The organism is Chitinophaga pinensis (assembly GCF_007896845.1).
Lineage (GTDB): Bacteria > Bacteroidota > Bacteroidia > Chitinophagales > Chitinophagaceae > Chitinophaga > Chitinophaga pinensis_C.
Map to the genome: position 1 here is coordinate 33869 of NZ_VOHS01000016.1, position 12483 is coordinate 46351.

Here is a 12483-nt window from a genome sequence, read left to right on the forward strand (position 1 = left end):
ACATTCACTTGTTTGCAATAAAAAAGGGGGTGTTTACTAACAGTAAACACCCCCTTTCCTATCAGCTGTAACTTCAATTCATTTAAAACCTGAATCCTGCCGTAATATAAGGCAGCGCTCCCTCCTCCGAAAAGCCCACTGCGGCCTGTATCAAAAACAGATCCACCGGCATCACATATAAGCCACCGCCATAACCGTCATGCCACCTGTGCGATTGCTCTCCCGGCATCCACACCCTTCCAAGGTCGTTGAAGCCAATCAATCCCACAGTGCCGGGCAACAGATAAGACGTAAAGTCAAACAGTTTCAGGCGCAATTCAAATTGTGATACACAGCCGTTTTTCCAATAAAACGGTTGGTATGAAAACCTCTTAATACCTGTGTACCTCCAATCGCCATCATCTGAAAATATTCAGGATCTCCAAAGGTGGTACCTGCCGCAACACGATTCGCCATCACCAATGTAGAATCTCCGATCAGAGGTATATAAAAACTAAAGTCTGTTGTCAGTTTACCATATCTCTTATGCTCGCGGTTTGTCTGCTGCATACCTGTTAATTCCGCGTGCCAGTTGATTCCTTTACGGGGCATCATCACACCATTACGGGTATCTGCTTCTATCGCCGTTACCAGCCCTGCATACAGTCTGTCGTCAAATACACGCGCATCCGGGAATGCGCTATTATAGACACCGAGAAACTTACGGCTGTTATTTGCTTCCCTGCTGGTATAGTATTGCCCGGCAATACCCGCACTTACCGTCAGATGAGGGGCAATGTTACGATATAGTCTTACATCACCATTTATCAGATCATATCGGTTACGATAGTACGTAATATCTTTTTCGTCGTCATTGACGAAGACTGACTGATTACCCAATCCGAAGAAATTACTCAGGTTATGCGGACCGCGGGACAGGATATTGATCCGGAGGTCATTCTTACCGATCAGTTGTTTATAGTCTGCGAGGTATTGCAACAGAAAAGCCTGACGCCCTGTCACATAACTGACTATCAGCTGGTGCTGCTGCGCATAAGGCACCTTACGGAATCCCTGCTTTTCATACATGGTATTTACACGCAACATAAAGCCCTGATCAGGGTTATATTGTATGGAGGGCAAGGGACCAAAACGGTCGAACAGAAAGCTGCGTCTGTTGTAGCTGTTGACCAATGTATCTTTATCTGTACGGATCTTTGCATCTCCTCTGGCGGGCAGATGATTGACTTCGTCAGAACGGTCATAGACATACAGTCTGCCTTTACGGGGCACATTATCTGCGACAGCAAAACTATCTACCCCATCCCCACCGATCATACGGATACGGATCGGAGAAGATGCCTGTCCGCTGACAGCAAACACGTCATGCCCATCCATCCCGTATAACCTGATCTCCTTAGTCACAGTGGGATCGAAATCACGTTTATAGATCACCCCATCCAGTGTGCCTTCTTTCTTCATTTTGCTGATGGTCACCAACACATGTCCGTTTTCCTGTCTTTGGATATCGAAAAACTCATGTTTATCCGACGCCGGTACATCTGTATAGATAGACAGGAACTTATAGTAACTGAGGGCTTCCTTTTCCAGTGCGTTACGACGGGCGATAAAGGCGCTGATGATCTTTTCGCCGGAGAGTGCAAAGATCGTATCCGGCATCAGGAGAACCGACTGCCTTATTAAGCTGTCTGTCAGTGTCGTCTGTATATAATGGATCTGTTCCTGCCAGTCAGCTTCGCTGAGACCATTCAGGAAGTAACGGTCAAAATAACGGGCATTGAAGTTAAAACCCTTGATATCTCTGATATGATCATGATAGCCCTGAAACTTGGATTTCAGCCATTGATGAGAGATGATCCATGGAAAAAGACCCGTCGTATTGTAGTATACCTGATCTCTGTCGCGGGGCACGGGTGTATAATCCACACGTTTGTCTTCCTTCACTCTTTCCCATCGCCACTGGTCTTCATGGCGGTCCCAGTCGCCCAGTAACATATCCAGCAGACGGGCTCTTAACACCACCTTCTGATAGACGTGTACGTCATTATCCTCTTCCAGCTTACGCTGTGTTTTATCAGTATTATCAGTACGTGCGGCATCCTCGGGCTCTCTTTCTTCGAAGAGAAAGACTGCATTGGCGAAATCCTTCCGGTATTCACCCAATGCCGGATCGTCGGGCACGTATACTATCTGCGGATTGGCGTGCGGGATGCCCAGTGCAGATGCTAAGGGCGGCACTGTTACTGAGGAGTAGGGATGTGCGGTGACTACCTGATCCTGCAGGATGTCTTTGGTGATCGTAGCCCTCAGATTGGGCGGCAGCCCTCTTTCAGGATATTTCTGAATAGTACGTAGCACCCATTCGTGGCCTTCCTTATCCTTTAAACGCAGCGATTTGGTCTGCAAACCGCCACCTCTTTGTTCGATAATCAGACCTCCCTTCTCTTTCTCAAGGTAAAAGACCTTCATCTTTACCGGCGCTGCCCATAATTTACGATAGCTTTCACCAAACAAAGTCCGGTGTAAGCCACTCACACTGTCATAGGCAGGGGAAATAGCGACTGTGATACTGTCGCCCGCAGGGCTTTGTGCCTGCACCGTGGAAATTGCCAGAACAGCCAGCGTGGTAAAAAGTCTATATAGGCTCATGCAGTTGTTTTGTAATAATTTTTGCTGTACTTCCTTATTTTGCACGGAAGAAACGAAAAAAAACGGATAGTTAGCCATTTTAACACCCAACGTCATTCTCTTATGCAAAACATGAACAGGAGAAACATTGTTTTCACCCGCACTATGCTTTTTATGACGCCGGCTGTATTTGCTCAGCAAGCAAACAGGCAGTCATTGATTCTCTGATACAAAGGGCGTACCGGTCTGGTGTCTTTAACGGAAATGTACTGGTGAAAGAGCAGGAGAATAGTTGCCAGTCATTTTTAAGGATCTTAAAAAGACCAATGGCGGACAATATGATTTTGACTCAGCATTACCCTGAACCGTGTTAGTTATGATGTGATAGGGAAAGGCCGTATTGATGATGCAATGACTGTTTTTGAATATGTTAGTCCGGCTTTGACGTAGCCACCGCACTGTTTCTGACAAACAACACTGCCATCAGTGCGCCCAGAAAGCCCAGTATACCGGAGATCCGCATAATCTTTCCATAGGCATCAATAAAACTATCGTGATATAATTGCCTTACTTTTTTACTTTCTTCTTCATTTAATACAGCAGGCGGCCGGGCATTACCCAATTCAGCTGTCTGTTGTACGACCTCCTTACGGTCCTGTTCTTTCAAGGATAAAGCAGGCAATTCCTTTTGTAGAAAACCAGCAAAGAACAATACCGCCATCGCCCCAAAAATAGCATTGGCAAAGACACCTGCTATACGCGACAATGCATTATTAATACCTGATGCCGTTCCTGAATAATGATCACTGACAGCGCCCATAACGGTCGCCGTCAATGGCGCAACAGTAAAAGACATTCCCAAACCAAAGACGACAATTCCGGGGAAGAAGGTGGTGAAATAGGCAGACGGTCCGGGTGTTTGTTTAATGAAGGATAAGAGTAACAGACCTGTTCCGGCAATAGCGGGTCCGATGGTCAATAACAAACGCGGACCATACTTATCTGCCAGAGTACCTGCGAAACGGGCGACCAATACCATCAGAATGGTAAAGGGCAGAAAGGTGAGTCCGGATTGCAACTGATCATAGCCCTGCACCTGCACCAGATTCAATGACAGGAACAACATGCCTGCGCTTAGTCCTGCATACAGGAAGAAGGTCAGCAGGTTGGCACCCGAGAAGGTCATATTTTTAAAGAGGGATAAGGGCATCATCGGATGCGGACTCCTGCGCTCAATGATGATGAAGATAATCAACAACAATATCCCGAGACTCAATGACAGATAGACCTGCCAGTTATTGAAACCGGTATCAGGAATCCGCAGAAAACCGAAGGTCACTGCTGCCAGTCCGGCGGCAATAGAAAAAGCGCCGGCAAAGTCGAGCGTCTTATCCTGCGTATCATCAATACTCTCATTGACTTTTCGCCACAAGATCAGTACGGCGACAATACCGATCGGCACATTGATAAAAAAGATATAGCGCCAGTAACCTGCATCTGCGAGTGCGCCACCGAGTACTGGTCCGCCGATAGTCACTACCGTCGTAAAAGCTGACCATGTACCGATCGCCTTTCCTCTTTCCTTTTCATGTATGGAAGACGATATCAGGGACAGACTGCCCGGTATCATGAGCGCACCACCAATACCCTGTAACATTCTGAACAGTATCAGTAAGGTGACATCACCTGCAATACCACAGGCTGCGGAACCAGCGATAAAGATCAGTATACCGGCTACAAAGACCCTTTTCCGGCCCAGCCTGTCGCCCAATGAACCCCCGATCAGCATCAGTGCTGCCAGCATCAGTAGATAAGCATTCAGGATCCAGAAGAGATCTGTACCTGAAGCGTGCATACTTTTCTGAATGGAGGGTAAGACGACATTGAGCGCGGTGCCATCAATAAAGGCCATTGCGGAAGCCATAATTGCGGAGATCATGATCCATCTGCCTGCGGCACTGGAAAGGGGGACTGTTGCCATTACAGCAATTTAGGTAAAATTCAGTTTGCCGGAGGCGGTATCAGCAGTCAAACGTGGATTTCGGCATGTCTTCCGATGATTCCGGCAGCGGATTAACAACAATAAAAATGCTACAGTTGTTAGTGACTGTAGCTTTCGTTCGTTTATACTGCTGTTTAGTCTGTAGTCGTTGTACAGGCAGGATTTGTTGCTTTGATGCGCATGCCTGATCCGAAGAATGTCCGTTATGGGCACTCATACCCTGTTTATTGATAAGGCTGTTGAAGGTGTAAATCCTTTCGACGCAGTATTGATACCTGAGATGCCTGCTGATAGCAGTTTATGCATGTTGTTAGCTATGCACTGCTGTTACAGAAACAATCAGACGTATACAATTTATCCGCAGCATTGCAGATTACCACAATACCGATCTGTCAGGGACAATGCTATTTATAAGAGGGAATAAAGGAAATCAACAATGGGTAGTTAAAACAAAAAACGGATTACATTGCTGTAATCCGTTCTGAGGTTTCGAGCGGATTCGAACCGCTGTAGGAGCTTTTGCAGAGCTCAGCCTAGCCACTCGGCCACGAAACCCTATCTATTCTCATCTGTCTGATGAGATCGCAAATGTAGTAAATTTTAGATATTCACAAAAAGAGAAATAAAATAAAAATTAAAACAGTCTGCTGAATGATATACGTATATAGATAAACGTTAGTAAACCGGAGATCAGCGGCACTGATATCTGCAAGTGCCGGTAAAAAGTAATACGACAAAAGTATGTTTAGTGACCAGCTGTAAAACAAAAAAGGATTACATTGCTGTAATCCTTTTCGAGGTTTCGAGCGGATTCGAACCGCTGTAGGAGCTTTTGCAGAGCTCAGCCTAGCCACTCGGCCACGAAACCTTTTTGTTCGTCCCATTGTTTGATGGGATTGCAAAAGTAGGAAATTTTAGATATTTGCCAAATATATTTTAAAAAAATATCAAAAAAGATGAATACACGCATTGCAGAATCAGAACTGATATTGAATAGCCGGGGGGCCGTATACCATCTGGATCTCACACCGGATGAGCTCTCCAATACGATTATCACTGTGGGGGATCCTGATCGTGTGCCGGAAGTCAGCAAACATTTTGATAAAGTGGAAGTAAAACGTCAGCACAGGGAATTTGTGAGTCACACCGGTTATATCGGACAAAAACGACTGACGGTTGTATCGACTGGTATTGGTACTGACAACATTGATATCGTGTTAAATGAACTGGATGCACTGGTTAATATCGATTTTGCAAGCCGTACGATAAAACCGGCTCTTACCCGTTTACAGATTGTCCGTCTGGGTACCTCTGGTGCGTTACAGGGCAATGTGCCTGTTGACAGCTTTGTTGTGTCTTCTCATGGCGTCGGACTGGATAACCTCCTGCCCTGGTATTCCTTTGAAAATACACCGGAAGAGACATCCCTGCTGGATGCATTTCATCAGCAGGTAGCACTGCGTCCCGGTAGTGCCAATCCTTATCTGATCAGTGCAGCACCTTCACTGGCAGCAAGATTCACAACAGGATATATCAGTGGCATTACGGTGACATGTCCGGGTTTTTATGCGCCACAAGGCCGTGCACTGAGAGGACCACTCTCCCATCCACAGCTATTAGAGCATTTAACTGCTTTCAGACATGGAGATCACTATATCTCTAACTTCGAGATGGAGACAGCGGGTATCTACGGACTGGGCCGTGTACTGGGACATGACTGTCTGTCTATCAGTGCGATCGTAGCAAACAGAATCGGCCAGCAGTTTACAAAAGATGGCGCTGCAGCGGTTGCCAATCTGATTAAGCAATCAGTTGAGATCATTGCGGGAAATTAGGCATTAAAGCATCAGCAATATCTGATATAGAGGCGGTTCAGTATCTGAATCGCCTCTATTCTTTTATAGATGAACTTATCAGGTTATGTCCGGCGTATTGATACAGTGGTATCTATACCATTGATTTAATCTGTTTTACGCAGCATTTCATGTTTATTACCGATAGCTGATAGTTTCTGCCAGCCGCGTTTTGATACAAAATTCCTAATTCCTGATCCGCAATTCCTGATTGGCAAAATCCTGATTGAAATTTCTTAAATTCGCTCCTTATGTCAGCAATACATTTCTACAAATACCAGGGTACCGGCAATGATTTCGTTATCATGGATAACCGCAACGGCGAATACAATTTCCTTACAGAAAAACAGGTGCACTTTCTTTGTGACAGACGTTTCGGAATCGGAGCAGACGGTCTGATGTTGCTGAATAAGGAGGAAGGATATGACTTTGGTATGAAGTATTACAATGCCGATGGCCGTGAAAGCAGTATGTGTGGTAATGGAGGTCGTTGTCTGGTTGCTTTTGCCCGTAAAATGGGGCTGACAGGCGAAAAACTAAGCTTTCTGGCAGTTGATGGTCCACATGAAGCTACCTTACATGGAGATGATTGGGTAAATCTGAAAATGCAGGATGTGAGTGGTATTGAGATCAATGCACTCCATTCCTATCTGAATACCGGTTCTCCGCATTATGTAATGTTCGTGGAAGATGTAAAAGCAGTAGATGTACATAGCGAAGGTAAACGGATCCGCTATAATGACCGCTTTGCCAAAGAAGGCACTAACGTGAACTTTGTACAGTCGCTCGATAAAGGCATTTTCGTTCGCACCTACGAACGCGGTGTAGAAGACGAAACCTATTCCTGTGGTACCGGCGTGACTGCTGCAGCACTGATGACTGCCGGTCCGGCAACAAAAGAATACGTCGTACCCGTACAAACGCTGGGTGGCAAACTGGAAGTACGCTTTAACCGTATTGGTGAAAAAGCTTACGATAATATCTGGCTTTGCGGACCCGCCACCCTTGTATTCGAGGGAAATATCACATTGCCATAACTTTAATTGTTCTACCTTTGCGGCCGGATGATTCAATATTTCAAAAATATAGACTCGCGCACGGTAGAAATTTCGGGACCTGAAAACGGGGCCTGGGTAAATATTACCCCTCCTCTGAAACAGGCAGAATTTGCCCAGCTCTCCGAAGAACTGGACATACCTCTCGACTTCCTGACCGACTCGCTCGATATAGACGAGAAGTCCCGCTATGAGCTGGAGGATAATGTGAAGCTGATCGTCATCAAAACTCCGACGGAAAACAATTCCATCAATGAGAGTGATGCGTATTACATTACCATCCCGATTGTAATCATCCTGACGCACAATCAGATCCTGACGGTTAACTCATTCGACAACGCGGCTATTAACCGCTTTCTGAATACCTTCCATAACCGTCATCCCGAGAAAAGAAACATGATGGTGCTGAAGATCTTCGAAAAGGTAACCATGAACTTCCTCGATTACCTGAAAGAGATCAACCAGCGCAGAAATATACTGGAACAAAAACTATATGACAGCAATCGTAACGAGGAACTGTTGTATATCATGCGTATCCAGAAAAGTCTGGTATACTTCCTGACTGCATTGCGCAGCAATGAACTGCTGTTGATGAAACTGGAACGTACCAACTTCCTCGGTCTGAACGAAGACGAGAAAGAATTTCTGCATGACCTCATTGTAGACACCTCACAAGCGCTTGAAATGGCGAACGTCTACACCAACATCCTTAGCAGTTCAATGGATGCCTTTGCCAGCATCATTTCCAATAACCTGAACCTGGTAATGAAACGCCTCACGTCCATTACAATCGTACTCACCTTCCCGGTACTTGTAGCCAGTATCTATGGTATGAACGTGGAGATTCCTTTTGCGCATTCAACGCATGCGTTCTATATCCCCGTCATACTCTCTATTGTGATCTCCGTGATCATGAGCTGGTACTTTATGAAGAAGAAATGGTTCTGATACTATTAAATCTGTTTTCCCGATGCAAGGTTTCAATGTACGCGTATATGGTGTAATGTTCAACGAGCAGAAACAGGTGCTCGTGACTGATGAATTCATCAAAGGAGGATACTTTACGAAGTTTCCCGGCGGCGGACTGGAATTCGGGGAAGGTACTTTACAGTGCGTAGTAAGAGAGTTTCAGGAAGAACTGGGACTGGAAGTGGAGGTAGTTGAGCATATCTATACAACTGATTTCTTTCAGATCTCCGCTTTTGGCGACGGTTCGCAGATCATCTCTATCTATTATCTGGTGAAACCATTGGCTCCATTCAATTTTCCCCTGCTGGAAAAACCTTTCGGATTTGAAGTACCAGAAGGCGCATTAGAAGTAGAAGGCGCCAGATGGATCAATTGGGAAGAGTTCTCCGCCGAAGCAGTCACCCTTCCCATTGATAAAGTAGTAGCCGATCTGGTGAAAGTCCGTTACTGATTATTCATTTACCAGCACAGGTTCTTCTTTACCCATTGCAACAGCCTTCATACTTGCGGCTGTCTTATGCCCCAGATAGCGCTCAATTAATTTTTCTGCATAATAGATCACCGGCGTCAGCAGGATGGCCACTGTAAACTTGTAAATATAGTTTACCACGCATACGGCTAATACCAGCTGCCAGCTCCAGTCCTTACCCAGCTTAAATGCGATAAACAGTACTATAAAGCTGTCTACCAGCTGCGATATCAGCGTAGAACCCGTGGCTCTTAACCACATGTGTTTATCCCCTGTCGCCCTTTTAATACGGTGGAATACAGTTACATCTACGATCTGGCTGACCAGAAACGCCGCAATACTACCCAGAATGATCCACATACCCTGACCGAAGATGCCATTGAAGGCTTTCGTCATATCAGGAATACCATCGTTAACACCAGAACCGATCCAGAAATCAGCCGGCGGTACGCCCATGGCTACATAGAACATCACGAATGCATATGCGATCAGCGATACCGCAATGTAGGAAATACGTCTTACGGCCTTCGGACCGTAGTATTCATTGACAATATCTGTCATCACAAATTCCAGTGGCCAGAGTATTACGCCACAGGTAAGATTGAAAGAGAGGTTGTCCTGACCAAACAGCGTGAAGGTATGAACGGGAATCCCGAACAGCTTCTCCAGCGAAAAGATCTTACCTCCGATACACTCCGCGATCAAAGCATTGGCCACGAAAAAGGAACAGAAGAAGATGAAAAGTTTAGTTGGTCTGTCTTTTAGAATGTTGTTTATCATCTGAAGAGGAAATAAAATTGCACCAGTAAAATTATGATATTCATTATAAAAACATATGGAGGAAGTTCTGCCCACGCTATCTTGCGGCGCCACAGGGCTATAGAAGAGAACAATAATACCAGCAGATTCAACGGGAACGCAAACATGATACCCATTGGCAGGATGAATTTCAATAACTCCGGCGCCTGGCCTTTGAAGTCAATATAATAAGATGCTTCCGCCGCCAGAAAGCAAATGTTACAGATAAATGCCAGCTTTAAAAAGAATCGAAAGCGCCCCATTATTGAATTTTCGGATAAATTACAGTTATTTTGCTTTCCCTGGTCAGAATTTTAAACAAAAGGATTGTATAACTCATGGAAATAGCGGTATCAGTTGTCATTTGTTCATATAACAGAGAAGCCTATATCATCGAGGCCATTGATAGTCTGTATAAACAGGATATTGATAAACAACGCTATGAAGTGATTGTGGTGGATAATAACAGCAAGGATAATACCGCTGCCAAAGTCGCGGAATATATCCGGTCACATCCTGACATGCAGATCGCTTATTATCTGGAAACACGGCAGGGCGCTTCTTATGCACGTAATACCGGTGCTGAAAAATCAAGTGGTCAACTGATCTGTTGTATGGACGACGATGCAGTCGCCATGCCGGGATATCTGCAGAACATCATTACTTTCTTTGACCAGCATCCGGATGCGACCGGTCTCGGTGGACGTATCATCCCACGCTACATCCCTTCAGAGCCAAAATGGATGTCCCATTATGTGTCCTCTCTTGTAGGGAACTTTGATTATAGTCCGGAGGCAAAACCCTTTGAAAACGGCCGTTATCCTCTGGAATCCAATATGATTGTACGTCGTGATGACTTCTTCGCAGTAGGTGGTTTTAATACCAGTCTGCCCGGCGTAAAAGGCACACTCCGCGTAGGTGGTGAAGGCAAAGAATTCTTCTATAAACTGATTGAAAGAGGTGGTATCATTTACTATGATCCTGCGGTGATCGTACATCACGTGGTGGAAGTAAAGAAACTGACGTCCGAATACATGTACCGTGTGGCTTCCGGCATCGGCCGTGGTGAGAAGGTACGGATGACAACCAAAGGCAGCGCTGCGGTGCATAAGAAAAGCCTCGAATACCTGTTTAAACTGGGCGCTTCCTTTGTAATAGGTGGCTACTACTTATTACAGGGAAAGCCGGCTAAAACATGGCCGGTGATACAGTTCCGGATTGATGTGCTGAAAGGATATTGGGAGCCGGTACATAGAGACAATTAGAAATCAGGAGTTAAGAACTAAGAGTTAGTAATGCTGGCTTCACGGCGTTCCTTAGGAAACAAATATCTGAGGGTCTGGATGGTTTTGATACCATCCAGACTTTTTTTATTGGCTATGGCTTCGTTATCGTTAGTAACAGGGTGCTATTTAAGTGAGTTGGACAGCAGCCGGCAAAGGCAGTATGGGCTGGCAGGCTGTAGTTCTTTGAAGTTGCGTGCTATGGGGCGGTGGGATGGAGATTTTGGCGGTGGGGGTAGATTAAACCCCTGGGTGCAAGGGCTCAGCAGACGTCAAAGAACTAAGGCCAGCCAGCTCCATCTGCCATTGCCTGTCTTGACGGCAACCACTTAAGATAGTGAGGGCCTTGGGGAATGCACTTATTCGCATGGAGTTCAGTATAACTACGAAACACGGGAACAAAGCGAAGGCTTTCAGATGGCAAAGCGGACCTTAGCCCGTCCCCTGCATAAAGCTAACGCTCACCAATGCGACAACCCACAGCCCATCACCCAAAGCCAAATCATGTACTTAACGGGCGTCAGTCCGCGACGCCATCTGAAGCCGCAGCGTATCCCCCTGCCTATTATTTCCATTACACTTCCCCCCCATACAGAGCTTTGTTATTCTTAGATGTGCCGAAGTAGTAAAAACACGGGAATAAGCGAAGGCTTTCAGATAGCAAAGCGGACCTTAGCCCGTCCCCTGCATAAAGCTAACGCTCACCAATGCGACAACCCACAGCCCATCACCCAAGCCCAATCATGTACTTAACGGGCGTCAGTCCGCGACGCCGTCTGAAGCCGCAGCATATCCCCCCTGCCTATTATTTCCATTACACTTCCCTCCATACAGCGCTTTATTTTTCTTAGATGTGCCGAAGTAGTAAAAACGCCGGAATAAGCGAAGGCTTTCAGATAGCAAAGCGGACCTTAGCCCGTCCCCTGCATAAAGCTAACGCTCATAAAAGCACCAACCTTTAGCCCATCACCCAAAGCCCAATCATGTACTTAACGGGCGTCAGTCCGCTTTACCATCTGAAGCCGCAGCGTATCCCCCCACCTATTATTCTCATTACATTTTCACCCCCTATACAGCGCTTTATTTTTAAGCAACAGATGCATTAACTCAATAAGATATGTACGTTGCAATTCTTTCGCATATGGATAATCAGAATGCCCCTCTTCATCCAGCTTTTTAAAAATATCACCGGCAGTAGCATCCTCACGCGCATTGAGGATAAAGGAACGCTGTTCACTGATGGCGGATGGGAAGAGCTCACTATAACGGAACATCTTTGCTGGTAAAAAATCATTCCGGAATGTAAAGACGCATTCCGCACCACCACGCACAGGCACATACAACAGTATATAGTACTGATTTACCAAACAAATCCGGAGCATATGGTATTAGTTTTATTGGCAGTTGCCAGCGTCCCTTATCGGGA

General features: G+C 45.8%; 10 protein-coding genes and 2 tRNA genes. 5 read left to right on the forward strand and 7 right to left on the reverse strand.

The genetic code is table 11. The annotated features are described in order from the left end of the window. Positions 1–82: 82 nt before the first annotated feature. The 5 genes from FEF09_RS31505 to FEF09_RS16550 all read right to left on the reverse strand — a co-directional run bounded on the left by FEF09_RS31505 (position 83) and on the right by FEF09_RS16550 (position 5498). Positions 83–316, reverse strand: a complete 234-nt coding sequence (locus FEF09_RS31505; RefSeq protein WP_222597002.1) for a hypothetical protein — start codon at positions 314–316, stop codon at positions 83–85. Continuing rightward, positions 307–2649: a BamA/TamA family outer membrane protein gene (locus tag FEF09_RS16535; protein WP_222597003.1), complete on the reverse strand. Its 2343-nt coding sequence runs from the start codon at positions 2647–2649 to the stop codon at positions 307–309. Before FEF09_RS16535 ends, FEF09_RS31505 begins: the two co-directional genes overlap by 10 nt. Positions 2650–3058: 409 nt before the next feature. Then, the gene (locus FEF09_RS16540) at positions 3059–4609 is read right to left on the reverse strand and encodes an MFS transporter (RefSeq protein WP_146306152.1); all 1551 of its coding nucleotides are present in this window, start codon (positions 4607–4609) and stop codon (positions 3059–3061) included. A gap of 505 nt (positions 4610–5114) precedes the next feature. Continuing rightward, positions 5115–5185, reverse strand: a tRNA-Cys gene (locus FEF09_RS16545). A gap of 242 nt (positions 5186–5427) precedes the next feature. Continuing rightward, positions 5428–5498 (reverse strand) — tRNA-Cys (locus FEF09_RS16550). 88 nt (positions 5499–5586) lie between these two features. On the opposite strand from FEF09_RS16550, the gene FEF09_RS16555 reads away from it, so the two are divergent. From FEF09_RS16555 to FEF09_RS16570, 4 genes are all read left to right on the forward strand, one after another. Further along, positions 5587–6465: a nucleoside phosphorylase gene (locus FEF09_RS16555; RefSeq protein ID WP_146306153.1), complete on the forward strand. Its 879-nt coding sequence runs from the start codon at positions 5587–5589 to the stop codon at positions 6463–6465. 269 nt (positions 6466–6734) lie between these two features. Beyond that, complete coding sequence (dapF, locus tag FEF09_RS16560) at positions 6735–7520, forward strand: diaminopimelate epimerase (RefSeq protein ID WP_146306154.1); 786 nt, start codon at positions 6735–6737, stop codon at positions 7518–7520. Positions 7521–7547: 27 nt separating this feature from the next. Beyond that, positions 7548–8486 carry a magnesium transporter CorA family protein gene (locus FEF09_RS16565; RefSeq protein ID WP_012792300.1) on the forward strand — a complete coding sequence of 313 codons (939 nt, stop codon included), beginning with the start codon at positions 7548–7550 and terminating at the stop codon, positions 8484–8486. 22 nt (positions 8487–8508) lie between these two features. Continuing rightward, entirely contained in the window at positions 8509–8958 is a 450-nt protein-coding gene (locus FEF09_RS16570; RefSeq protein WP_146306155.1) for an NUDIX domain-containing protein, read from the forward strand. Here the strand turns inward: FEF09_RS16570 and FEF09_RS16575 are convergent, their stop codons facing one another. Continuing rightward, the gene (locus tag FEF09_RS16575; protein WP_146306156.1) at positions 8959–9756 is read right to left on the reverse strand and encodes a queuosine precursor transporter; all 798 of its coding nucleotides are present in this window, start codon (positions 9754–9756) and stop codon (positions 8959–8961) included. A gap of 356 nt (positions 9757–10112) precedes the next feature. Here FEF09_RS16575 and FEF09_RS16580 point away from each other — a divergent pair, with 356 nt between their 5' ends. Next, a complete protein-coding gene (locus FEF09_RS16580; RefSeq protein ID WP_146306157.1) occupies positions 10113–11039 on the forward strand; it encodes a glycosyltransferase family 2 protein in 927 nt (308 codons plus the stop codon). 1079 nt (positions 11040–12118) lie between these two features. Here the strand turns inward: FEF09_RS16580 and FEF09_RS16585 are convergent. Then, a complete protein-coding gene (locus FEF09_RS16585; RefSeq protein ID WP_146306158.1) occupies positions 12119–12439 on the reverse strand; it encodes a hypothetical protein in 321 nt (106 codons plus the stop codon). Positions 12440–12483: the final 44 nt, after the last annotated feature.

Coding starts and splice junctions, on each gene's coding strand:
- dapF (WP_146306154.1), top strand. CDS start 6,735: ATGTCAGCAATACATTTCTACAAATACCAGGGTACCGGCAATGATTTC.
- FEF09_RS16565 (WP_012792300.1), top strand. CDS start 7,548: ATGATTCAATATTTCAAAAATATAGACTCGCGCACGGTAGAAATTTCG.
- FEF09_RS16540 (WP_146306152.1), bottom strand. CDS start 4,609: ATGGCAACAGTCCCCCTTTCCAGTGCCGCAGGCAGATGGATCATGATC.
- FEF09_RS16570 (WP_146306155.1), top strand. CDS start 8,509: ATGCAAGGTTTCAATGTACGCGTATATGGTGTAATGTTCAACGAGCAG.
- FEF09_RS16555 (WP_146306153.1), top strand. CDS start 5,587: ATGAATACACGCATTGCAGAATCAGAACTGATATTGAATAGCCGGGGG.
- FEF09_RS16535 (WP_222597003.1), bottom strand. CDS start 2,649: ATGAGCCTATATAGACTTTTTACCACGCTGGCTGTTCTGGCAATTTCC.
- FEF09_RS16585 (WP_146306158.1), bottom strand. CDS start 12,439: ATGCTCCGGATTTGTTTGGTAAATCAGTACTATATACTGTTGTATGTG.
- FEF09_RS16580 (WP_146306157.1), top strand. CDS start 10,113: ATGGAAATAGCGGTATCAGTTGTCATTTGTTCATATAACAGAGAAGCC.
- FEF09_RS16575 (WP_146306156.1), bottom strand. CDS start 9,756: ATGATAAACAACATTCTAAAAGACAGACCAACTAAACTTTTCATCTTC.